25 protein-coding genes are annotated in these 24,066 nt (G+C 38.0%); 16 read left to right on the top strand and 9 right to left on the bottom strand.

Going from position 1 to position 24,066, the window contains the following annotated elements; translation table 11 throughout:
- Window positions 1-586 precede the first annotated feature (586 nt).
- The 4 genes from ACFSFY_RS04845 (at window position 587) to ACFSFY_RS04860 (ending at window position 4,187) form a co-directional block, all read left to right on the top strand.
- Complete coding sequence (locus ACFSFY_RS04845; RefSeq protein ID WP_381536051.1) at window positions 587-1,279, top strand: response regulator transcription factor; 693 nt, start codon at window positions 587-589, stop codon at window positions 1,277-1,279.
- Window positions 1,257-1,433, top strand: coding sequence for a hypothetical protein (locus tag ACFSFY_RS04850; RefSeq protein ID WP_381536052.1), 177 nt, complete (start codon window positions 1,257-1,259; stop codon window positions 1,431-1,433). The genes ACFSFY_RS04845 and ACFSFY_RS04850 overlap by 23 nt, the downstream gene beginning before the upstream one ends.
- A gap of 2 nt (window positions 1,434-1,435) precedes the next feature.
- On the top strand, window positions 1,436-3,682 hold the full coding sequence (locus tag ACFSFY_RS04855) for a sensor histidine kinase (protein WP_381536053.1): 2,247 nt from the start codon (window positions 1,436-1,438) through the stop codon (window positions 3,680-3,682).
- Window positions 3,683-3,977: 295 nt separating this feature from the next.
- Window positions 3,978-4,187, top strand: coding sequence for a hypothetical protein (locus ACFSFY_RS04860; protein WP_381536054.1), 210 nt, complete (start codon window positions 3,978-3,980; stop codon window positions 4,185-4,187).
- Between the two features lie 77 nt (window positions 4,188-4,264).
- Here ACFSFY_RS04860 and ACFSFY_RS04865 read toward each other — a convergent pair whose 3' ends face one another.
- From ACFSFY_RS04865 to ACFSFY_RS04885, 5 genes are all read right to left on the bottom strand, one after another.
- Complete coding sequence (locus tag ACFSFY_RS04865; protein ID WP_381536055.1) at window positions 4,265-4,897, bottom strand: response regulator; 633 nt, start codon at window positions 4,895-4,897, stop codon at window positions 4,265-4,267.
- Window positions 4,890-5,918 carry a sensor histidine kinase gene (locus ACFSFY_RS04870; RefSeq protein WP_381536056.1) on the bottom strand — a complete coding sequence of 343 codons (1,029 nt, stop codon included), beginning with the start codon at window positions 5,916-5,918 and terminating at the stop codon, window positions 4,890-4,892. The genes ACFSFY_RS04865 and ACFSFY_RS04870 overlap by 8 nt, the downstream gene beginning before the upstream one ends.
- Window positions 5,915-6,616: a cell wall-active antibiotics response protein LiaF gene (gene liaF / locus ACFSFY_RS04875; RefSeq protein ID WP_381536057.1), complete on the bottom strand. Its 702-nt coding sequence runs from the start codon at window positions 6,614-6,616 to the stop codon at window positions 5,915-5,917. Before liaF ends, ACFSFY_RS04870 begins: the two co-directional genes overlap by 4 nt.
- Before the next feature lie 78 nt (window positions 6,617-6,694).
- Window positions 6,695-7,333: a PspA/IM30 family protein gene (locus ACFSFY_RS04880; protein WP_381536058.1), complete on the bottom strand. Its 639-nt coding sequence runs from the start codon at window positions 7,331-7,333 to the stop codon at window positions 6,695-6,697.
- Window positions 7,334-7,349: 16 nt separating this feature from the next.
- Window positions 7,350-7,697, bottom strand: a complete 348-nt coding sequence (locus ACFSFY_RS04885; RefSeq protein WP_381536059.1) for a lmo0954 family membrane protein — start codon at window positions 7,695-7,697, stop codon at window positions 7,350-7,352.
- Window positions 7,698-8,023: 326 nt separating this feature from the next.
- Between ACFSFY_RS04885 and ACFSFY_RS04890 the strand changes: the two genes are divergently transcribed.
- The 4 genes from ACFSFY_RS04890 (at window position 8,024) to ACFSFY_RS04905 (ending at window position 12,236) form a co-directional block, all read left to right on the top strand.
- A complete protein-coding gene (locus tag ACFSFY_RS04890; RefSeq protein WP_381536060.1) occupies window positions 8,024-9,646 on the top strand; it encodes a long-chain fatty acid--CoA ligase in 1,623 nt (540 codons plus the stop codon).
- Between the two features lie 114 nt (window positions 9,647-9,760).
- Window positions 9,761-10,510 carry a VanZ family protein gene (locus ACFSFY_RS04895; RefSeq protein WP_381536061.1) on the top strand — a complete coding sequence of 250 codons (750 nt, stop codon included), beginning with the start codon at window positions 9,761-9,763 and terminating at the stop codon, window positions 10,508-10,510.
- Window positions 10,511-10,790: 280 nt separating this feature from the next.
- On the top strand, window positions 10,791-11,402 hold the full coding sequence (locus tag ACFSFY_RS04900) for a DedA family protein (protein WP_381536062.1): 612 nt from the start codon (window positions 10,791-10,793) through the stop codon (window positions 11,400-11,402).
- A 6-nt stretch (window positions 11,403-11,408) separates the two neighbouring features.
- Window positions 11,409-12,236, top strand: a complete 828-nt coding sequence (locus ACFSFY_RS04905; protein WP_381536063.1) for an undecaprenyl-diphosphate phosphatase — start codon at window positions 11,409-11,411, stop codon at window positions 12,234-12,236.
- 72 nt (window positions 12,237-12,308) lie between these two features.
- Here the strand turns inward: ACFSFY_RS04905 and ACFSFY_RS04910 are convergent, their stop codons facing one another.
- From ACFSFY_RS04910 to ACFSFY_RS04920, 3 genes are all read right to left on the bottom strand, one after another.
- Window positions 12,309-13,283: a metal ABC transporter solute-binding protein, Zn/Mn family gene (locus tag ACFSFY_RS04910; RefSeq protein WP_381536064.1), complete on the bottom strand. Its 975-nt coding sequence runs from the start codon at window positions 13,281-13,283 to the stop codon at window positions 12,309-12,311.
- 75 nt (window positions 13,284-13,358) lie between these two features.
- Window positions 13,359-14,219: a metal ABC transporter permease gene (locus ACFSFY_RS04915; protein ID WP_381536065.1), complete on the bottom strand. Its 861-nt coding sequence runs from the start codon at window positions 14,217-14,219 to the stop codon at window positions 13,359-13,361.
- Window positions 14,219-14,959 carry a metal ABC transporter ATP-binding protein gene (locus ACFSFY_RS04920; RefSeq protein WP_381536066.1) on the bottom strand — a complete coding sequence of 247 codons (741 nt, stop codon included), beginning with the start codon at window positions 14,957-14,959 and terminating at the stop codon, window positions 14,219-14,221. The genes ACFSFY_RS04915 and ACFSFY_RS04920 overlap by 1 nt, the downstream gene beginning before the upstream one ends.
- 831 nt (window positions 14,960-15,790) lie before the next feature.
- Between ACFSFY_RS04920 and ACFSFY_RS04925 the strand changes: the two genes are divergently transcribed.
- The 8 genes from ACFSFY_RS04925 (at window position 15,791) to ACFSFY_RS04960 (ending at window position 23,322) form a co-directional block, all read left to right on the top strand.
- Complete coding sequence (locus ACFSFY_RS04925; protein ID WP_381536067.1) at window positions 15,791-16,801, top strand: DctP family TRAP transporter solute-binding subunit; 1,011 nt, start codon at window positions 15,791-15,793, stop codon at window positions 16,799-16,801.
- A 134-nt stretch (window positions 16,802-16,935) separates the two neighbouring features.
- Window positions 16,936-17,418, top strand: coding sequence for a TRAP transporter small permease (locus ACFSFY_RS04930; protein ID WP_381536068.1), 483 nt, complete (start codon window positions 16,936-16,938; stop codon window positions 17,416-17,418).
- Window positions 17,415-18,695 (top strand): TRAP transporter large permease, encoded by a 1,281-nt coding sequence (locus tag ACFSFY_RS04935; RefSeq protein ID WP_381536069.1) that lies wholly within the window; start codon window positions 17,415-17,417, stop codon window positions 18,693-18,695. Before ACFSFY_RS04930 ends, ACFSFY_RS04935 begins: the two co-directional genes overlap by 4 nt.
- A gap of 12 nt (window positions 18,696-18,707) precedes the next feature.
- Window positions 18,708-19,046: a cupin domain-containing protein gene (locus tag ACFSFY_RS04940; protein WP_381536070.1), complete on the top strand. Its 339-nt coding sequence runs from the start codon at window positions 18,708-18,710 to the stop codon at window positions 19,044-19,046.
- Between the two features lie 56 nt (window positions 19,047-19,102).
- Window positions 19,103-19,771: a GntR family transcriptional regulator gene (locus ACFSFY_RS04945; protein WP_381536071.1), complete on the top strand. Its 669-nt coding sequence runs from the start codon at window positions 19,103-19,105 to the stop codon at window positions 19,769-19,771.
- Between the two features lie 97 nt (window positions 19,772-19,868).
- Window positions 19,869-21,023, top strand: coding sequence for an aminotransferase class I/II-fold pyridoxal phosphate-dependent enzyme (locus tag ACFSFY_RS04950; RefSeq protein WP_381536072.1), 1,155 nt, complete (start codon window positions 19,869-19,871; stop codon window positions 21,021-21,023).
- A gap of 35 nt (window positions 21,024-21,058) precedes the next feature.
- Window positions 21,059-22,663, top strand: coding sequence for a M20/M25/M40 family metallo-hydrolase (locus tag ACFSFY_RS04955; protein WP_381536073.1), 1,605 nt, complete (start codon window positions 21,059-21,061; stop codon window positions 22,661-22,663).
- 197 nt (window positions 22,664-22,860) lie between these two features.
- Entirely contained in the window at window positions 22,861-23,322 is a 462-nt protein-coding gene (locus ACFSFY_RS04960; RefSeq protein ID WP_381536074.1) for a flavin reductase family protein, read from the top strand.
- 86 nt (window positions 23,323-23,408) lie between these two features.
- Here the strand turns inward: ACFSFY_RS04960 and ACFSFY_RS04965 are convergent, their stop codons facing one another.
- Window positions 23,409-23,954: a hypothetical protein gene (locus ACFSFY_RS04965; protein ID WP_381536075.1), complete on the bottom strand. Its 546-nt coding sequence runs from the start codon at window positions 23,952-23,954 to the stop codon at window positions 23,409-23,411.
- Window positions 23,955-24,066 lie beyond the last annotated feature (112 nt).

Genomic DNA, 24,066 nt, shown 5'->3' on the forward strand with positions numbered 1-24,066 from the left:
TCCAAGTAAAGTCGCGAGTTATCTAGCTTCGTGTGAATTCTATATACAAAGTGAAAAGTTGAAAACACGATTAAGGAAAAGTACACAAGACTATGGACTTGACTGTGATGTCCTCTCAACCCTGACTTATGTCCGCACAATTTCCATTGATGTCCTCTCAATCGCATTATGTCCCCTCAATCCCGACTTATGTCCGCGCCATTGCCATGGATGTCCTCTGAATCTCGTTATGTCCCCGCCATCCTCTGTGATGTCCTCTCAATCCTGACTTATGTCCGCGCCATTGCCAGGGATGTCCTCTGAATCGGGTAATGTCCCCGGAATCCTCTGTAATGTCCTCTCAACCCTGACTTATATCCGCGCCATTGCCATGGATGTCCTCTGAATCGCGTAATGTCCCCGGAATCACCATAGATAACAGTCAAAGTGTTAATTGTAAGCATGCTTATTTTTGAAAAAGTCCTTCCTGTCCAAGACTTTTATATAGATTTAATTCCATCTTAAGAAATTCTTCATAATTACAGTGGGTGAATATTAAGATTCACCCGCTAGAATTGGTATCATAGAGAAAAGCGAGGTGCGGATGATGACTAAGTTCACAGTACTCGTTGCGGATGACGACCAGGAAATTCGCGACGGGATTGAAATTTATTTGAAAAATGAAGGGTATGAGGTGCTAAAGGCTGCGGATGGCAAAGAGGCTCTTGAACTCCTGGAGAAGAACGAGGTACATCTCCTCATACTCGATATTATGATGCCCAATATGGACGGTATCACAGCGACATTTAAAATTAGAGAAAATCGTAACATTCCGATTATCATGTTGAGCGCAAAAGCTGAGGACTCCGATAAAATCCACGGATTATCCGTCGGGGCTGATGATTACGTAACGAAGCCGTTCCACCCGATGGAATTAATGGCCCGTGTGAAATCTCAATTGCGGCGTTATGTGCAATTTGGCACGTATGACGGGAAACAACAAAAGATTGTAATTGATGGACTTACTCTTGATGAGGAGGCAAAAGAGATTACAGTTGAAGATGTTGTCGTAAAGCTTACACCGATTGAATATAAAATTACAGAACTGCTCATGAAAAATGCGGGACGTGTGTTTTCCATTAACGATATTTATGAACGTGTTTGGAATGAAGAAGCATACAATGCGGAAAACATCGTTGCTGTTCACATACGGAAAATTCGTGAAAAGATCGAAACGGATCCAAAAAATCCGAGATACGTAAAGGTGGTGTGGGGAATTGGTTACAAAATCGAAAAATGATTCTGCAATTGTTTGGTCTGTTATTGGTATAGTCATCGCAATAGTGAGCATTGCATACTGTTTCTCCCACGTCATCGATATAGTTAACAGTGGAATGGGTCGTTCAAGTCAACTGATCGCACAACTTATGTGGTCTATTAAAGGAGGCGTATGAGTATGAAAAGTAATCGTCTTCTGCTATTTATGTGGGCTATGCTTGCAGCACTCGTCTTAATTGCTGTGTCATCTTTTATGGAAACAGCACCGAAATATGTAGGGAAAAGTTACGTAGACACACCACAATTTCAAAGTGAAATGGATGCATTTTATTCTCAAATTGGTCCTGCTGTACTCAACCCGTTAGATCGGGAAGAGGCAATAAAATCGATTCAAGTAACGAGAGAAGAAATTGAAGAGCATCGGAATCGATATGGATCACTGGGTGACCAGATTTCGGACATACAAGGACAATATATGGACCGTATTGCAGAAGCAGCAGAAGCGAAAAATAAAGTTTTGGAAGAATCTCTTACTAAAGAACGCGATAATAAAATTGAGGATATCCAAAAAAACTTTGAAAATGATACTCATGTAGAAGAAAAAATACGAACTGAAAAAACAGTTGCAATTGACCATTATTTGGAGAGTATTAAGGATTCTGAAGCAAGAAGTTTCCCGATCTACTACAAATTTACAGATGTGAAAAATGGGGAGACCTTTTCTTCGGGTAACATCGAATCATCTGAACCGGAGGCGTATCAAAAGTCATTTAATACATCTGATGGATTATATAAGGCGAGTTCAATTCCTTCAAATGATTCGAATATGAATTGGTTTGATGATGGCTATAGTATGAATGCGATAGGGCCTTCATGGGGGGACGAATATGCGACAGAATCTAGTAGTGACATACCTTCTTATAAAAACCCTATTCGAACATTCGAAGGACTTGTCATTGTTCCGAAAGCAGCACTCACGAAAGGTGCTTTAAGTGCGGAAGTGAAGGATTATAATAAAAGAAAGTACAGTACGTACACGATTTGGTTGCTTGGAATATTGGCGGCGGTTGCATTATTTACAGTGTTGAAATTCAAAAAAGAATGGGTTTTGAAGTCGGAATTTACAGCACGCTACAATCGATTGAAAATTGATTTGAAAGCAGTGATTGTATTCCTTACACTTTTATTTACAGTGCAATTAATTCATTTTAGAGCAGTGGAACTCTTCGGGTTCTATTACCAGTACAATACAGGCATTTGGGCAGAGCGCATTTTTTGGCTCATTGCTTTGGCGGTTGCCGTTGCATTTATTGCTTTCCAACTTGTGAATATCGTTGAACGTTTGAAACATAAAGGCATGTTGGAAGAAGACATTAAAAACAGTTATACTTTGAAATTTTTCTTAGCACTACAAGATTCATTTGTAAGAAAAACGATTGGTATGCAAACATTCCTTTTGCTCATAGGTTTTTTCTTGGCTGGAATAGGGTTCATGGTGGTTGCGTTTCAACCAATGCTAATCATTGTTTATATTCCACTCGTAGTCATCTTTGCTTTACCAATTCTCTATATCTTTGTAAGACGTTCTGCATATTTAAATCGTATAATCCACGCGACTGAAGCAATGGCTAATGGGACGCTTCATGAACCAATCCCGATTGAAGGGAAATCACCACTTGCGGATCATGCAGTCAGTTTGAACAATCTTCGTGAAGGTGTACGGAGTTCAATGAGCGAACAAGCAAAAAGTGAACGTTTGAAAACGGAATTGATTACGAATGTAAGCCATGATTTACGAACTCCACTCACATCAATCATTACGTATACGGACTTGCTTAAAGGTGAAAATATATCCGCTGAAGAGCGTGCAAAGTATGTCGATATTATTGATGCAAAATCACAGAGGCTAAAAACATTAATAGAGGATTTGTTTGAAGTATCTAAGATGGCCAGCGGTAATTTGGAATTGAACAAGCAACGAGTCGATTTAACGCAACTTCTTCAACAAGCATTGGCGGAGCACGAAGAAGAGATTGTGACATCTGGTCTGGATTTCCGAACAACACTTCCTGAGACTGCACTGATCGCTTTCGTTGATGGGCAGAGATGGTGGCGTGTCCTCGACAATTTAATTTTAAATGCAATTAAATATACGATGCCGGGAACACGTGTCTATATTACGCTCCGGAAAGTGGGGGGGACTGCGGAATTCATCGTGAAGAACGTGACGAAGTATGAGCTAGGTGAGAATGTTGATGAATTATTCGAACGTTTCAAACGCGCGGATACATCAAGACATACGGAAGGTTCAGGTCTGGGTCTTGCCATTGCACAGTCGATTGTCGATATGCATGGCGGTAATATGAAAGTCGAACTTGATGGTGATTTATTCAAAGTAACTGTAGAAATTCCTACGAATTCATAGGTAGAAAAACTGTGTGATTTGCCAAAGTTCATTTTAGCTAGGTCATGCAGTTTTATCCAGTCTTCAGATACTCAAACATAGGCATATGTTTGAGTATTCGTCTTTAAGGGTATTGTAGAAGTGAGGACTAATTCTTTATTGTTTTTTTAATATAATAAAGGAGAAGACCTTGTTCGAACCGAAGTACTAAAAGAGTACTTGGAGTTGGACATGGTAAACGATTGATTTTATCCGTATTTCTATCCCTCCAACGAATAAATAGTTGTGAGAATTAAATAGGAAAAGAGGAGATATTATGGCTAAGCACAATGATAAATATCCTAATAAAGCTGATTTTGAACCTAACCGTGATGTGCATATGAAAGATGGTGGAAAAGAGCTTCCGCTTTCTGATCCATCGGAATCGGACTCTACACAGGTTTTTCGTGAAAATGAAACAAATGATAAAGGGGAACATAAGCCCTCAGCTTTCAGCGACAATAAAAGTAAGGAAGAACAGCCTTAAAATAGGGCTGTTTTTTTATGTGTAGAAAAGAAAAAATTATTACATAAATTTAAACAACCAGGGACATTTTAGAAAGCTTATTTCACCAATTCATGTTGAAAAGCATAGATGACTGCCTGTGTTCGGTCTTGAACTCCTAGTTTTGAAAGGAGATTACTGACGTGAGTTTTAACTGTCTTCAATGCGATGAACAACTCATCTGCAATTTCTTGATTTGATTTCCCTTTTGCGAGTTGCAGTAATATTTCGATCTCGCGTTCCGTTAAATCTTGATGGGGAAGTCGGTCGTTGTTAGCTCGCATTCTTTTCATCATTTTCGTAGTCACTTCAGGTTCTAAAACAGTTTGTCCTTTTAATGTTTCCCGAATGGCTTCTGCAATTCGTTTGGCGTTGGATGTTTTCAATATATAACTTATTGCACCCGCCTCAAGTGCTGGATATACTTTGTCGTCATCTAGAAAACTTGTGACAATGACAATCTTTGCTTCCGGCCATTCCTTAATAATCGCCGCAGTTGCCTCAGCGCCATTCATTTCCGGCATCACCATATCCATTAAAATAATGTCCGGTCTTAACAAAAGTGCTTTTTCAACTGCTTCCAGTCCGTTAACTGCTTCTCCGATAACCTCCATATCCGGCTGAATCTGCAAATAGGTAGATACACCGATGCGTACCATTTCATGATCATCTACAAGTAAAATTTTAATCATTCGAATCCTCTCCATTTCCAATAGGCAGTTGTACTTCTACAATTGTTCCCTGCGCGGGGACTGAAACAATTTTGCATGTTCCGCCAATTTCAATTGCACGCTCTTTGACGTTTTGTAAACCGTAGGATCCGCCCTTGCCATCACTTACTTTAAATCCAATACCATTGTCTTGTACACGGAATATTGCAAGACCGTCGCGTTCGACAAATAATACATCGACTTCTGACGCTTGTGCATGACGAAGTGTGTTTGACAATGTTTCTTGTGCAATCCGAAAAAGATGGTCTTCTGCGCCTTTTGATAAAGATACTTCTTCTAGACGATAGCGGATGTCGAATAGTACTTTTTCTTTTAGTTCTTCCAACAACTCTTCAAGTCCTTTGGCAAGAGACTTGTTATTAAGTGCGGCGGGGCGTAAATGAAGTAAAAGTGCCCGCATTTCGAGCTGTGCTTGTTGTACCATTCGTTCCACTTGCAGCAAAGGTTTTTGTAAGTGTTCGTTGTCGCTTCCCTCCGTCAGTGCGGACAATAACATGGAAGCCGCAAATAATTGCTGGGAAACGGAATCATGTAATTCCCGTGCAAGACGTTGTCGTTCTTGTATGATTCGTTCTTGAATGAGTTGGTCCTGTGTTTCTGCGCGTTCTTCAATAATTCGTTGCAAACTTTTTTTCTGTGTTTGGATCACAGTTGAAACTGTGTCAATTGCTCTGTCCATTCGGGGAGTAAACTTTTCTTTCGGATACTGAATTTTTTCCTGGTCCATTAATTTAGCCATTCGAATTTCGATTGCTTTTTCTTTCGAGCGATCAATAGAATACATCCAAATTGCGATGCCCCAGCCAAGAACAAGTGCTGTATTTAGAATCCACCAACTTAGAGGGACATCTGAATACTGTAGTTCAATAAATACGGACCAACTTTCTTCAATGGGTACGTCGAGAAGGAAGAATACATAGACGGCTGCGATACTTGTAAATAAAATAGATAAAAACACTCCACGACCAATAAATGATTTCATTTTCTTGTCACCTCAATATCTCCAAGCCATGTCGAGAGTGAAATGATTAACTCGGGATCATTGTCTCGTTTCCCTTCGTAACTATCCTTCATATAAAGAGACTCATTGATCAAACGCTTTCGTGTGATGTCAAATATTTTGGCGTCCCCAAGTAATGATGTGTAATGAATGCGAACGGGAATTTCATAAGGTAATTCGATTTTAATCTTTCCGATACCTTGGCGAACAGCTATGAAAGAAGTACCTTTTGGCAGAACCGTATCCGTAACGTCAATATGGATATCCCCGAAAATCCCTTGAATTTGAATGTCCTCCCATTCGTAAGATGAAAAAGGGGAGGATTGAATGGAAAACAAATTGTTTTTCCAAATCCCATTGGGTGTTTCTTTTTGAAATTCCTTTATTGGACGCATGATTTCTTCAGAAGGAATGCCTTTCCAGAGGTTCACTAAGATATAAACAATAATCATGAAGATTAAAAGGCGTAAACTCCACAAAGTAAGAAGCGCCATGACGATAAAAATGATTCCGAGTACAAACATCCATTTTGAGCGTTTACGAGAACCATAATAAAGCAGTCCGGCACCTAGAAGGACGAACACGATATTCCCATTGTGAAAGAAAGCCGACTCAAGGAAAATGAGAAGAAGGAATGCAACTACCCAAAATGTAATTTTACTCGTGTCGATTCGTTTCATAACTGTATTCCCCCTTCTAGATGTCGATGAATTATTTATAAGGAAGGCGAGTCTTAACGCCTTCCTCTATCTTATAGTTTACACAATTACTTCTTCTTTTGTTGAATTCTTTGTTAAGGATTCCAATCTTCTTTCCATCGATGAGGCCTCGTATTCTTGGTTAATCTTACCTCCGAGGTTTTCGATATATGCATTCATCTCATTTACAGTAGCAAAATTGTTTTCTGCATTGCTAGGAGAAATCACTTGATCCATTCGATGATGGGCTCGAGTTACATTTTCTTTCCCCATAAGTTGAAGTTGTCGAACTTTCATATCCTTTACTTTATGTTTCATTTCTTCAAATTTTCGTTCAAGAATACATAATTCATTAGCTGCTTCAAGAACACTATTCGAAAGCTCAGCAGCACGCGTGTTGTATGCGGTAATTTCTGCTTCTGCAAAGGCAATTAGATCTTCCTCATTATTTTCCTTAGCCAGTTCAAGTTGGCCACGACGTTTGTTCGCCATATTTTCAGCTTCGTTCATCTCTTTTTGCAACTCTACTTGCAGTTTACTTTGTCGTTCAAGAAACATTCCGATAGATTCGGTTTGTTTCTCCGCCTCGCGAATATATTGATTGAGCATGGCGATTGGGTTTTTGGTTTCTTTTTTGTCAAATGCAGTATGAAGATCTGCCTGTACCGTATATTTAAAACGATTCCAAAGTGAGTTCATAAGTTATTCCTCCTCGTTATTTTGTTATTTCATTCCACTGGCGTTCGAAGTTTACGAATGGATCCTTTGATTTCTGAATGACTGAAGGATTCTTTACGCCTTTCCATTTATTCCAAACATAAAGCATGCCGATTAAAGCGATGATGCCGATGAAGGCAGGTATGTTTGAAATTGCAGTGAGAATTCCTATAAGTAGGACTACGCCCCAGAACAATTTTGGAAAGGTAGAGGTGCTTTTTCTAAAGTAATGGAACCCCGCATACGCAATCGCCACTGAAATTACGAGTGCTAGTAGGGATCCAAGATTTGCCAAAGCGACGATTCCTGCGATAATGCCTAATAGTACAAGACCAAATTTTTTCATCTGTTGTTCCTCCTTTCGTTGATAACTTAATCTTATATTGTTTCCCGGCTTGTCCAAACGGGCATTATACGGATTTTCTTCTACGACTTAAGGCTGAATCCATCTAAGATATACCTATCATTTGTAAGCGTTTTCATGTAAACTTATATTAAGTGAAAAGTCTATTAACTCGTCTGTGTGTGATAGATGATTTTGTGAAGGCTTGTTCTAAATGTTTTGGAAATCTCATAGTATTATCTGGGGCATTGTACTACTTTTTTTGCGCTTATTCATCAGGAGTTTTTCTAACAAACCAATTATTCCAACTAAAAAGGAGATGGATGATTATGATGCAAACACCACTACTATTGTCTTCGTTTATAAAAAGGGCAGAACAATTCTTTCCAGACAAGTTAATCATTTCACGGACAGCTGAAGATACCATTCACCGAATTCCATATCGTGATTGGGCAAAACGAACACGTAAACTTGCAGATGCACTAACGAAACTAGGTATGAAGCAAGGTACGAAAGTCGGTTCGTTTGGATGGAATCATCACCGCCACTTAGAGGCATATTTTGGTGTACCTTGTACCGGTGCGATTCTTCATATGATTAATATTCGCTTATCTCCAGAACATATTGCGTATGTCATTAACCATGCAGAAGATGAAATACTACTAGTAGATGACAATCTGTTTCCGCATTTGGCGCAACTCGCACCGATGCTTAAAACAGTGAAACATTACGTCATTATGGGGGATAGTAAAGAGGTTCCAGAGACTACACTTCCAAATGTGCATTCGTATGAGGCACTGCTGGATGCGGCATCAGATTTGTATGAGTTCCCAGAAGATCTCGATGAAAATTCACCAGCGGGTATGTGTTATACTTCCGCAACTACTGGGAATCCAAAAGGCGTAGTCTACACACATAGAGGCATTGTGCTTCATAGTTATGCTCTCGGACTCGCAGATGCAATGGGCATACGTGAGCGTGATGTAGCAATGCCAATCGTGCCAATGTTCCATGTCAATGCTTGGGGAATACCTTTTGCGGCAGTATTCTTTGGAACGACGCAAGTTCTTGCGGGACCCGGATTCAACCCCGCGCTCATCCTTGATTTAATAGAGAAAGAAAAGGTCACAATAACAGCAGGTGTACCAACGATTTGGCTTGCGGTACTTAAAGAGCTTGAAGAAAATCCGCGTGATATCTCGTCTTTACGGGCAATTGTTTGCGGTGGGGCTGCTTCTCCGAAAGGTTTGATTCGCGCTTTTGAAGAAAAGCACGGGGTACCTTTTATTGTAGGCTATGGCCTTACTGAAACGTCTCCGCTTGTTAGTCTATCCGTATTCACATCGAAAATGGAAAGCCTGTCGGCGGATGAAAAAATTGACATTCGAGCTCTACAAGGACTTACAATGCCTGGGCTTGAAGTTCGAATTGTGAATGACGATGGAGTGGTTCCGTGGGATGGAAAAACAATGGGCGAATTAACGATTAAAGGCCCTTGGATTGCAAGTGAATATTATAAGGACGAGCGCACTGCGGAAGCATTTAAAGACGGTTGGCTCTATACAGGAGATATAGCAGTAATGACTGAAGACGGTTATCTTAAATTGATGGACCGGACAGCTGATCTTATAAAAAGTGGGGGAGAATGGATTTCCTCAGTAGATCTTGAAAATGCTTTAATGACGCACGAAGCAGTCTTTGAAGCAGCGGTCATAGCTGTGCCACATGAAAAATGGCAAGAGAGGCCACTTGCTTGTGTCGTTTTAAAAGACGGGCAAAAAGCAGACGATCCGATGAAAAAGGAATTGCTCGATTATCTAGGAACACAATTTGCGAAGTTATGGATTCCAGATGATATTGTATTTATGGCTGAAATTCCAAAAACATCTGTAGGAAAGTTTTTGAAAAGAGTACTTCGCAAGCAATTGTCTGAACAACTTAAGGAAGTTTAACGGTAAGCCATCCGATTTGATTTCGGATGGCTTTTCTTTTTATTATAGAAATAAACCGAAGACATTCTGTTACAATAGTAAGTGAATCGTAAACTTATGAACGGAGTATCATGCATGAGAAAATTACCGTGGGTTCTTCCAGTGGCACTTATTCTGACGTGTATTTCAACAGCCTCATTGTTTTACGGGGATAGAATGTCAGATATCTTTTTAACAATAATTCTTTTTGTATTCATTCCAAGTACAATTGTTTTAGGGTTTTCGGCATTAGTAACTATTGGATATGGTTGGATGTTTCCTGTTGTATTAATTCTTTTTGCTGTTTTCACAGGTGCTGCGCATTTAGGCTTGAAAGTGCCTTTTTTCATAATTGCCCTGTTGGCAATATCCGTATTTTTGGTGTCGCGTATATCTAAATACAAAACACAAGGAAATGTCAAAATCGCTCGCGAAGTTGGAATCTACCTCTTCTTCACGTACTTATTAATCGTGTTTCATCTTACGTTTTATCCATTTCAATTTATTGCTCCATATACTCATGTTTTGGAAATGCAGTGGTCGCCATTTAAAGAAATTCTTACGCAATACGGTCGAACGCCTAAACTTGCTACGTACTTTGCTGTGGGCAATATCATGATGACAATACCGTTCGGTTTTTTTCTAGCGCTTTTATTTAAGCGGTGTCGCAATCTTATTGCAATTGGCGTCTATGGATTTGGGTATTCTCTAACAATAGAGTTGTTTCAAATGTTGTTTACAAATCGGAGCGCAGAGATAGATGATTTAATTTTTAATACGTCGGGTGCGTTGATTGGATACATACTGTATGCAGTGATAAAAAAGAAGTACTATCCAAGTGTGTAACAAGAGTTGTGGATAGTTATACAAATAATGTACGATTTAGTCGAAAAACGTCTTAATATTCTGAAACAATCCACAAATTCAAAAGTTATGCCTGAACCATGTGGATAATTGTTAATAAAGAAGACTTGTCCACAGCGGTTAGAAATGTAATAACTTTTCTCGATATCGCGTAAAGTAAGGAGAAGGACGACGGAACTAAACCCGATAATAGGCGTCCAATAAACGGTATCAGCTATTCTTGCTTGGGTTTTCTAGAAAAATAGATTGATGGAGGCTTGGTGTGGAAGAATGGATTATTGATTTTATGAGCCAGTTTGGTTATTTTGGTGTATTCTTATTAATAATGCTTGAAAACTTATTTCCACCTATTCCGTCAGAAGTGATTCTTACATTTGGTGGATTTATGACGACTCATTCTGAAATGACTCGAATAGGTGTCATTGGAGTGGCGACTGTTGGTTCGGTTATTGGGGCTATGGTTTTGTACAGTATTGGTCTTCTCGTTGATGTAAGCGTTTTGGAAAGGTTTGTGGATCGTTTTGGCTCCATACTGCGGCTTACGAGAAAAGACGTCCATAGAGCAGAAGAGTGGTTCAATAAGTTTGGACCATGGACGGTATTCTTTTGTCGATTGGTTCCACTTATACGAAGTCTAATTTCGATTCCTGCAGGTATGGCGAATATGAATTTTCCATTGTTTTTGTTGCTTACAACGGTTGGAAGCTTGATTTGGAATACAATCCTTGTTTCAGTTGGTGCTGCTGTAGGTAAGAACTGGGAACTCATTGTACAGTATATGGATATCTATTCTTACATTGTTTATTTATTACTAGTGTTTAGCGGATTTGTGGTTTGTTTTTGGTATATCCGCTTCCGCAGAAAGAGAGCGTAAAACCTTATGGATTTTGTTGAGTTATTAAAAGCACTTATATTAGGGTTTGTTGAAGGAATGACCGAATTTGCACCTGTATCATCAACGGGGCATCTCATTATTGTAGATGATATGTGGTTACAGATAACAAACTTTCTTGGAGATCGGTCGGCATTTACATTTAAAATTGTCATACAGCTTGGATCAATATTAGCGGTTGTTATTGTTTTTTGGAAACGTCTCTTCAGTTTAGTAGGTCTTTATAAAATAGACGGACAAAAAATGAATGACCGATTCAATTTGGCTCATGTCATTGTTGGTATGTTGCCGGCGGTAATCGTTGGTTTCATTTTCAAAGATTTTATTGACTTGGAATTATCAGGAATCAAAACAGTCATATATGCTTTGGTTGTGGGAGCAATACTGATGATAGCCGCGGATAAATTCGGACCTAAAAATCCGCCAGTGAAAACATTGGATCAGATTACATACAAGCAAGCTTTTACGGTTGGACTTGTTCAGTGTCTATCATTATGGCCAGGGTTTTCACGTTCAGGAGCAACCATTTCAGGCGGTGTTTTGTTTGGTATGAATCACAAGACAGCAGCTGATTTCACATTCATTATGGCAGTGCCGATTATGATTGGTGCAAGTCTTGTATCGGTCCTGAAAAACTGGGAACACCTTTCAATGGATGATCTCTCGTTTTACATCGTTGGTTTTGTCAGTGCATTTGTTTTTGCACTCATCTCGATTCGCTTCTTCTTGAAGCTCATCTCGAAAGTTAAACTCGTACCGTTTGCGATTTACAGACTTGTACTTGCAGCGATTTTAGCAATCATTGTCTTCACTTAATCGCTAAAAAAACCATACAAAAAGAAGCCACTCCTTTAAATAGAGTGGCTTCTTTGTTGTCTTAATCTCTAATTATCTAACTTTACCTAATTCATCATGAATTAAATTCATATTGTATTCTAGGTATTTCACATACGTATCAACTTCATCACCAGGGTCTCCAATTTCATCTGAATAAATTGGTTTTTCAGCAATCGGAACGCCACTCTCGGCAGACACTGTTTCCATTGGTCGTGTGTCAACGTTCGATTCTACGAAGAGAACAGGTACTTTATGAGACTGGATAAAGTTCACAAGATCTTTAATTTGTTTTGGAGAGCCGTTTTCTTCTGTATCAATTTCCCAGATGTAGGCTTCTTTTAAACCGTAGTGGTCGTTCAAGTACTGGAAAGCACGCTCACTTGTAACTAGAATTCGGTTTTCTTCTGGAATCGTGCTGATGCGTTCTTCAAAATCTGCATCAAGATCTTTTAAACGTTGTACATATGCATCACCGAGTTCCTTAATTTTTTCACTGTTTGTTGGGTGATTGTTCACTAATGCATCGCGCATATCTTCAGCCATTTTGACACCAACCGCAGGGTCAATAAATGCGTGAGGGTTAATTTCCTCATCACGCTCGTCGCCACCTGACAAATATTTAGGTTCTACTCTTTCTGTTAAACTGTAGATGTTTTCATCTTTTTGTTTGACTGTTTTCATCATTTTCATAAACCAACCGTGTTCTCCACCTTCAAGATTTAAACCGTTGTAGAAAAGAATGTCTGCATTGGTGGCTGCTTTAATATCATTTGGTAAAGGCTCGTATTCATGAGGATCTGTACCAGTAGGCACAAGATTATAAACTTCTACAAACTCTCCTCCGATTTCTCTAGCCATATCCGCAATAATTGTAAAGGATGTAACCACTTTTAATTTGTCGCTTGATTCTGATGACTCATTGTTTTTATCATCGTTTTTTCCATTGGTTTCTTTGTCGTTACCACAAGCTGCAAGCATAAATACTGCAAGCAATCCGAGAACGAACCATTTACTTAAATTCTTCATGTTCTTAATTCTACCCCTTTTTTTAGTTTATATTTTCTGCCTGGAAGTACATGGTTCATTAGCATAATGAGATGTTTAGTTTGTGACTACCTTTTTCTTGCTCATCGCTCTAATTTTCTTCGATACAATGCCTTGTTTAGGTGCGAATAGAAAAGCAAGTACGAATATAGAAAATGTAGCAAGCGCAATCACGGGACCAGATGGTAGGTTATACAAGAAACTGAAGTATAGACCGATAACCGAAGATAAAGCACCGAAGAAAGCTGCCAAAACAACCATGACAGAAAGACGGTTTGTTAGTAAATATGCCGTTGAAGCAGGTGTGATTAACATAGAAACTACTAAGATAACGCCGACCGTCTGCAATGATGCAACTGTGACAAGTGTCAATAAAAACATGATGGTATAGTGAATTAAACGGACTTTTAAACCATATGCAGCAGCCATTGTCTCATCGAAACTAGATACAAGTAATTCTTTAAAGAACAATATGACAACTAGAATGACAAATGATCCGACAGCTAGTGTCAACCACATGTCTGAAGTCTGAACAGACAATACATTTCCAAACAATATTTGAGTCAGATCGGTCGCGCTGCCGGCCTTCGTGATTAAAATGATTCCGAGTGCAAAAAATGCGGAGAATACGAGACCGATGGAAGAGTCATTTTTAATGCGACTGTTTTGTGAAATCGCTCCGATCCCAAATGCTGTCAAAACACCTGTTGCGACAGCACCGTAAAAGAAATTGATGCCAAGCATGTAGGAAATTGCTACACCTGGTAGAACTGCATGTGAAATCGCATCTCCCATTAGTGCCATACCACGTAGAACAATAAAACTCCCGATTATTCCACAAATGACACCTACCATAATTGAGGTGACAAAGGCTTTTTGTAAAAATCCATAGGTCATTAAATCATTAATAAATTCCATTACATAGAAACCTCCAAGCTTTCCAATGTAAGTTGTCTTTCATAAGCTTTCGACATGTTGTTTGATTGGAACACTGTGCTGACAGGTCCTGCACTTATTAATACTTTATTAATAAGAACGAGTTCATCAAAATATGTTTTTACTTTTGATAAATCATGGTGTACTACAAAGACAATTTTCCCTTCATTTTTTAATTTGCGTAATATGTTAATGATGACTTCTTCGCTTGACACATCTATACCAACAAACGGTTCGTCAAGGAAAAAATAATCCGCCTTTTGAGCAAGAGCTCTTGCAAGAAACACTCGTTGTTGTTGGCCTCCTGAGAGTTCGCCAATTTGACGATTTGCAAATTCCTCCATACCGACTAATTTCAAACATTCTAGTGCCCATTCTTTATCTGCCTTTTTTGGACGTCTAAGCAGTCCGGTTTTTGGATAAGTCCCAATGAGTACCGTATCCTTTACGATGATTGGGAAATTCCAATCGATATTCGAACGCTGGGGTACATAGGCAATTCGTTTACGCATCTCATCAATTTTTTTTGTTCCAAATCGGACATCTCCGCTGTCTTTACGAATTAGTCCAAGCATTGCTTTCATTAAGGTTGATTTTCCCGCTCCGTTCGGCCCAAGCACACCGATTAGTTTCCCGGGCCCAAATGAAAACGACACATCTGTCACAACCTCGTTACCGTCATACGACACGCTTACATTTGATACTTTTATCGGATCGATCATTCTGTTTGCCTCCTGAATTAGTGTTATTTTTTAAGAAGAGTTTCCCTTGTGCAACTTTTTAAGCAAACGAATACTTTTGACTATTAAAAGCTAGGGGGGTCTTTCAGTGCGTTATATATAAATCATTATTGAATAGTTATTAGTCTATCTCTAAGATAAACTAAAAGTTTCCCTCGTGCAACTTTTAACAGCATAACTTATTTTGATTTATTTGTAAATAGAAAAAATGAAAGTAGTTACAGAAATTGTGCATATACATGTACCTTATGTTTGAACATCAAAAGTTGAAACGGCTTTTTTAATATAGGAAGTGAAAATTTTCAGCTTTATGTAAATCAGTTTGTGCTTTTTTAAAAAAAGTATGTTTTAAATGAGAAAAGACTCCTAAAAATAAGGAGTCCCACTGTATGACTTTTACTGATGAAATGCGTACGATAATTAATTGAAACATTATTACGAAAAGTATTTAAAAAGTAATAAGGTCTCTGTGCTGAATGAAAACCCGCACAGAGCTTTTTTGATGAAAACTGTGGATCGCCTAATGAAAGGAAATGTGTGCAATTAAGGAATCAGGGCAAAAACCTTAAATACAATCTACTCTTATAGAAGGGAAGCTGTTTTTAACATATCGAAGTATTCTATTAAAAAAGAGTTGACAATTAATTTTGTCTACTGTAATCTAAAAACCAGAGGTGTATACAGTATACACTTGAGCGGGAGGCTAGAAGAATGAAAATATAAGATATTATTAGAATAGTGATTGTAAGCGGTACCATGCAATATATTATTTTGATCTTTTGAATTCAACTAAAAATAGGGGGAATATAAATTATGAAAAAAATTACATATACATTAATAGGTTCAATTCTGTTTTTAATTGTAATGGCAGGGTGTTCTAGTTCTGGAGACTCAAAAGATGGCGAAGAAAAAGTTAAATTGCAGCTTGGCCATGCATTGTCAGAGGGAACACCGGCTTCGGATTTAATAAACGATATGGCAGAAAAAATTAGCGAGAAAACAGAAGGTCGCGTAGAAATAGACGTATTTCCAAACAGTCAATTAGGATCTGAAACGGAAATGTTGGAGCAAGTTCAATTGGGAACTATGGAATCAGCAGCAATTATGGTTGGTACTATGCAATCTCTTGATATGAAAATGGCAATTGAAGACTTACCTTATATGTGGAAAGATATTGAGCATGCTCGTGAAGCTTATAAAGGTGAATTCGGTGAATATTTAGCAAAAGTAATGGATGAAAAAGGTATGAAAAAGATTGGTTATGTTGAGTGGGGTTTTAGACATATTACAAACAATAAAAAACCAATCGTAACACCGGAAGATGTAGAAGGTTTAAAAATTCGTGTAGCTCAGTCGAAACTTCGTATTGATGCATTTGAAGAGTTAAATGCACTACCTACTGCAATGGCGTTTAGTGAGGTTTATGGTGCATTGCAACAAGGAGCTTTGGATGCTCAAGAAAATCCTTTAGCAAATATTGTTGCACCAAAGTTTAACGAGGTTCAAAAGTATCTTTCATTAACAGGACATTTTTACAATACGATCATGATGGTTGTAGATAATGGTACATGGGATAAAATTTCCTCTGAAGACCAAAAGGTCATTTTAGAGGAATCCGAGCGAATTTCAAAAGAGGTTCAAGTTAAGAACGATGAAGTGGAATTAGAATATATAGAAGAACTGAAAAGCAAAGGAATGCTTGTTAACGATGATGTAGACACAAATGCTTTCCGTGAAAAAATGTTGCCTGTATATGAAGAGTGGGAAAAAGATGTGTTCGGGAAAGAGTTAATGGATATTTATAGAGACGCTTCTGGTTGGTAATTGTTGAATCTCCTTGTTTGAATTATGTTATTTAAACAAGGAGATTTATCTTCTTCGATATAAAGCGCATCTAAATTTTACTTTATTAGCTATTGCTTTTATTATCCATCGTCAAGAGTGTAAAGGAGGATATCATGTTAACTAAATTGACCAAGAGTATTGTAGCGTTTTTATCAATATTATGTGTACTCGCAATTACAGGATTAACAATTATTGTATTTGTTCAAGTGTTTTCAAGGTTCATCAAATATTCATTACCTGGAACAGAAGAGTTGGCAAGGTTATTAATCGTTTGGTTAACGTTCCTTGGTACAAGTTTAGCAATCTACGAGAAAATGCATTTAGGTGTCCGTTATTTTGTAGGATTGGTTAACATAAACAAGCAGAAAAAGATTGATTTTCTTATACATATATTAATGATTGTATTCTTTGGTGTGCTAGTAGTTTATGGATTTAAATTAACGATGACTACTATGTCGACAACATCTCCGGCACTTCAGTTGCCTATGGGAATATTTTATGGAGTCATACCGATTAGCTCCTTGTTTTCAATCTACTTTATACTTGCAAATATGATTAATCCCTCTAATTCAAGACAAGGAGAGGTTACATTATGATAATAGCAGTTCTACTCTTATTTTTCGTTTTACTATTTCTGGGGATGCCTATCGCATTTACAATTGGTATTGTTTCAATGGGAGTATTGTTTTTCAGTGATATTTCATTAGAAATAATGGTTCAAAGAATGTTTGCAGGTGTAAATAACTTCTCCTATTTAGCATTACCTCTCTTTATTTTAGCGGGTAATATTATGGGTAAAGGTGGCCTAACTAAGAGACTGATGGCATTGGCTGATGTTATAGTTGGAAGGTTTTCAGGTGGGCTAGGAATGACGGCAGTTGTAACAAGTGCCTTTTTTGGTGCAGTGTCCGGCTCAACAGTAGCTACTACGTATGCTGTTGGATCTGTAATTGTTCCAAGAATGAAGGAGCAAAAATACAGTAACTCTTTTATTGCGGCTATTATTGGTCCCGCGGGTGTATTAGGGCTAATCATACCTCCTAGTATTACGATGGTTATCTTAGGTATCACAGCAAACATATCTATCGGGAAATTATTCATTGCTGGTTTTTTACCGGGAATTTTATTAACGGTAGTTCTCTGTATCTATGTAGCCTATATGTCGAAGAAAAAAGGGTTTGGAGTAATAGAACAAACTAAGCCTACTGGTTCAGAATTTTTGAAGATATGTTTACAAGCGTTCTTCCCATTAATGGCTCCTATCTTTATTTTAGGTGGTATTTTTAGTGGACTTGTAACTGCTACAGAAGCTGCTGTAATAGCAGTTGTATATGGTTTCATTTTATCAATGTTTTATAAAGAATTGACTTTAAAGAAGTTTAAAGAAATCATGATAACTTCTGCAACAACTTCTGCAACAATATTGATTATTATTTCCGTTGCAAGTGGATTTACTTATGTACTAACTGCCAACAGAATTCCAGAAATGATTTCAAAATTCTTTTTACAGTTTGCAAGTACTCCGTTGCAATTCTTATTAATTGTATCCCTAGTTTTATTTATTCTAGGTACATTAACGGAGGTTACTTCTCTAATCATATTGCTAAGTCCGATATTCATGCCGATTGCGTTGCAATATGGAATCGATCCAATTCATTTTGGAATGGTACTTATTATGAACTTTGCATTGGCAAATATTACACCACCAGTTGGATTATCTATAATCGCAGGATGTAGCATTACGGATAGAGATATGGGCATAGAAGATACATTCCCGTACATTTTACATGTAATCGCAATTGTTGCTGTTGTCGTGGTAATGATCATTTTATTCCCAGCAATTTCAACATTTATTCCAAATCTGTTTGATTAAGGAGGGGTTCTTATGATTAAAGGCACAAAAGATAAAGTAGTTATCCCTAACTGTCGTGGAGGCATTGGAAGTATTGAAATTCATGAAAATGTTACTAAAGAAGATTTAGTAGATGGATTATCTCTATTTGCCAAAGTGGTTATTCATCCTCATTCTACAATAGGTTATCATCTACATACGGATGATGCGGAGGCCTATTATGTATTGGAAGGTGAGGGTGTTTTTCTTAATCACAACGAAGAACGAGTTAATGTGAAAACTGGAGACTTATGTTTAATTAAAAAAGGTCAAAGTCATGGTTTTGAAAATCACAGTGATAATGAAGTCCAACTAATCGCGATAGTATACTAAGACTTGTATAAAGTACCTATTTTGAATCGTAGATATGATTTACAGGGGGTGGAATGTTGGAAAAAGTTAAAGCTTCTGCATCATTGGCTGAGCAAGCCTATTCTTTACTAAAAACAGCAATTATGTCTGGTAAGTTGGCTTCAGAAATAGAGCTTCCAGAAGAAAGACTAGCAGCAGATTTAGGGGTCAGTCGTACACCACTAAGAGAAGCAATTAGAAGACTGGCTGCTGAAGGTCTTGTTGTTTTAAATAAAGGAAAGCCTGCGACAGTTGCTACGTTCACAAAAGAGGATTCGTTGGATTTTATGGAGCTGCGAAGTGTGCTTGAGATATACAATATTGGAAAAGTTGTCTTTGTGGAGGATCCGGTTTTTATCCATGAGTTAGAAGAAAACCTCGATAGACAAATGGATGCAATAAAAGAAGATGATTATCAAGAATTCATTGATTATGATAGAGAGTTTCACCTGATTTTGGCTTCGGAAAATGAGAATAGTAAAATTAGAGAAATGATTCATCAAGTGAATTCAGGAGTAAATAGGGCATTTATAATGTTATCCAATACAGTTCATATGAGTGCAAAGGGTGCTTACGAAGAGCACCAGCGAATTGTTGAGGCGATAAAATTGAAAGATGTCGATTTAGCTACTAAGGAAATGACGATTCATTTGAAGAATATCGAAGAAAGATTCTTGTATTATTATAAAAGCAAAGAAACTGAATAGACTCTACACTAATGCAATCACTCACAATGATTGCTTGTTAGTGATTACGTATATACCTAATCGATTAGGTAAATAAGATTCTTAAAGGATGAATAAAATGAAGATACCAATTAATGAAAGAGCTAAAGCGTTACAAGTGCCTGGAATTCGAGCGTTTTCGAACCAACTTGTAGATTATCCGGATGCTGTAAATTTAACAATTGGTCAACCTGATTTTCCAACGCCTGAAGCCGTTAAACAAGCAGGCATTGATGCAATTAACAACGACCAAACAGGCTATTCACATAACGCAGGCCTACTAGAACTTAGACAAGCCGTTTCTTCGTTCTTTTCGGACAAGTATGGTTTTACATATAACCCAGTCAACGAAATAGTCATTACAGCTGGCGCGAGTGAAGCAATCGATTCAACTTTCCGGACAATACTGTCACCTGGCGATGAAGTTATCTTGCCAACACCGCTCTATCTTGGTTATGAGCCAATTATTGAATTGTGTGGAGCGAAAGTTGTTTATATGGATACTTCAGATACAGGTTTTCGTCCATCACCGGAACGACTCAAATCACTCATTACTTCTAAAACAAAAGCAATCCTTTTTAATTTCCCATCTAATCCTACAGGTGTAACTCTTGAAAAGGAACATATGGATGAAATCGTAAAAGTTCTTGAAGAACATCCGATTTATGTTTTAACAGATGAAATCTACAGCGAGAATACTTTTTCTGGAGAACATGTATCATTTGCGCAATATGAAAGCTTAAGAGACCGTTTATTTTTAATTCATGGATTGTCTAAATCACATTCAATGACGGGCTGGAGAATTGGATACGTTTTAGGGCCAGAAGAAATTATGAATCATATTGTGAAAGTCCATTTATATAACTCTGTATGCGCTTCTGTACCAAGTCAATATGCGGGAATCGAAGCTTTAAATAACTGTAGACATATACCGGATGAAATGAATAAAGAGTATATCAAGCGTCGTGATTTTGTTTATGAAAGACTGGTAGGAATGGGTCTGGATACGATTAAACCAAATGGAGCATTTTATATTTTTCCTTCTATTGAAAAGTACGGGCTAGATTCATTTAGTTTCGCGACAAAACTTCTTAAAGAAGGCGGAGTTGCCGCTGTACCAGGAAGTGCGTTTTCAGTGTATGGAGAAGGTTATATACGCCTGTCTTATGCGTATGCGATGCCTGTTCTAGTAGAGGGAATGGATCGATTAGAAAAGTTTATACAACAACTATAAAAGTTTAAAGTATTAAATTTAAAGGAGACGTTATTATGACAAATTACTTATGGAATACACCTGAAAAACTTCGTGCATTACTATGCGAACTCGTAAGTTGGGATAGCCGTACATTAACGGAAGGTGAAGTTACATTTGCACCCAAATTGGAGGCGAAATTGACACGTCTTTCTTATTTTCAAGAAAATCCGGATCATTTAGAACTTCATGATGCAGGTATGGGAAGACAAACCGTTACTGCATTATATAAACACCCAGAAGCGACTGAAACCATTGTACTCATCAGTCATTTCGATACAGTTCAAACTGAGGAGTATGGCATTTTAGAACCTCTTGCTTTTAATCCGGAAGAATTGACAAGAAAATTGTTGGACCATAAGGATGAGCTTCCAGAAGCGGCTCGAATCGATCTTGAAAGTGGAAAGTATTTATTTGGCCGTGGGACGATGGATATGAAAATGGGACTTACCCTTCATTTATCACTTCTTGAAAAAGCCAGTATCGAACAATGGCCTATTAATCTTTTACTTACAACGGTTCCGGACGAGGAAGTAAACTCTGCTGGTATGCGTGTTGCAGTGACTGAGCTTGTTCGTTTACGTGATATTCACGGACTTACATATAAATTATTTTTGAACGGTGAACCTTCGTTTTCACAAGGACCTGAAGACAATAAAGAATACATTTATTCAGGTACAATCGGTAAGATTATGCCGTCTGCATTGTTTTATGGAAAAGAAACGCATGTCGGTGAGCCACTGAGAGGGATTACGGCTAATTATATCGCTTCATTCCTCACGCAGCGGATGGAATGGAATCCACTGTTTAGTGAATCAGATCTTGGTGAAACGACACCTTTACCGGTTTCGCTACAGCAGAAAGATTTGAAAACACAATATTCAACACAAACCCCTTACCGGGCTGCTGCGTTATATAACGTATTTCTCTTTAAACGTACGGCAGACGAAGTGATGGATTTGTTTGAACAAGTTGCACAAGAAGCAATGGATGAATGCAATGCGGCTTATAAAGCAGTTTGTGACAGAGAGCAAGTGAATGGTGTAGGAGATCTTCGTGTGATTCGCTATGAAGAGTTGTTAACATACGCTACTGAAAAGCTTGGTCTCGAAGAAGTTGAGCGATTGAAAACTACAGTACTTGAAAATGTTGAAGCCGATGATCGCGAAATGTGTATTGAAATCGTTGATAATTTGATGATACAGTGTCAAGAGCTCGCACCGGCAACGGTTATTTTCTATGCGCCACCGTATTACCCCGCTGTCAATACATCAGATAATCCATTAGTGAAGGAATCGATTGCATTGGTTCAAAGCGAGGCGAAAAAATTCGACCTAGAGTTGGATCAAATCCATTACTTCAATGGAATTTGTGATCTCAGTTACGTCAATTATGAAGACGAAGGCAATGGCTGGGTAGCATTTGAACAAAACACACCTGTTTGGGGAAATACGTACAGCATTCCTTTCGCTGAGATGGCAGAACTTAAAGCACCTGTGTTGAATGTGGGTCCATTTGGAAAAGATGCACACCAACGGACAGAACGATTGCAAGTAGATAGTGCGTTTGTTGAAATGCCACAAATACTTGAAACATTAATACGAAATATGTTTGAAAAGTAATACGAGTTCTGCATCGGATGAAACCCGGTGCAGAGCTTTTTTAGTATAAGAGTACACGTAAGCCAATTTTTTATTTAACGCGTAGAGACAGGCTAGTTAGGATCTGAAACAGGTTTAAAGCACTCTTTAAGCATTAGTGATAAGATGGAATTGGACTATTAGAATTTAATAAAGATTTGAATAAAGGAGAATATAAGATGGATACACGTGAATTTAGAAATTGCATGGGTAAATTTGCAACTGGGGTAACCGTTGTGACATATGATACAGAGGATGGAAAACATGGATTTACAGCGAATTCACTAACTTCCGTTTCACTCGATCCACCACTGGTACTTGTATCGGTAGACCGGAAGATAAAGTCGTTTGAGTATATGAAGAAGAATAATTTTACTGTAAATATATTAAAAGATACTCAAGAAGATACAGCAATGCATTTTGCAGGACGTACTACTGAAGTGTTGCCGTTCGAGTGGGAAGAGGGCGAGAATTGTCATCGCTTGAAAGAATCTCTTGCATACATAGAATGTGAACCATGGGCAGAATATGACGGTGGAGATCATGTCTTATATGTAGGGAAAGTAAAGAACTTTAAGTATGATGACGGAGAAGCTTTAGGTTACTACCAAGGAAAGTTTATTTCGATATCAGCTCAATAACAAGTGTTACTAAAAAGTCTTTCCTTAGTTCAATTATGAACTTGGAAAGGCTTTTTTTGTTATAAATCTATATTCGAGAAAGCGATTCATAAGCCTTTTTTTGCTGTGCGTGGCCAAATGTAGTAAGTGATGGAAATGAAAAAGTCGATACCAAGTACGATAGTCCAGAATTTTAACGTGGCAGATAGATCCGCGGTTCTTGACGGGGTGTCAATGAAGTAAATCATTAGTACAAGAAGTGCGGCACCAATAATATAAGATAGTAAATGTTGTAAAGAGCCCTTCATTGAATGATTAGCATAGTCCAATCCCGTTTTTCGAACAGGTTTAGGGCCCTGCTTTTTAATGTAGTAAAGAAATCGTTCATCTGCCCAACGAATCATACTTTTTCCGAAAACGATGGAAACACCGATATAAATAGCTGCGATGGAGTGTGCTGTCGTTGCAGTTGCACCGTTATATAAATCAACTCCAGTAACGATAAGAAGGATTAAGTCGACAACAGGTGTTAATGCAAGAAAGAAAAAACCTAGTTTTTCTTTGTTAAATATATAGCGCGTGACAAGCCCAAGTGCAATCACAACCCAAAAACTTATTTCACATGCAACAATTGTCCAAGCAATGAAATTCATAAGACCCTCCTAATTAATACAGTTGTATTATTAAATGCATCATATCATAAAAAATCGAGTTAGCACAACTGTATTAATTAATTGCTAACAGGTGTTTTTCTGCTAAACTTAA

Origin of the sequence: Sporosarcina siberiensis, from assembly GCF_042681925.1 — a bacterium.
Lineage (GTDB): Bacteria > Bacillota > Bacilli > Bacillales_A > Planococcaceae > Sporosarcina > Sporosarcina siberiensis.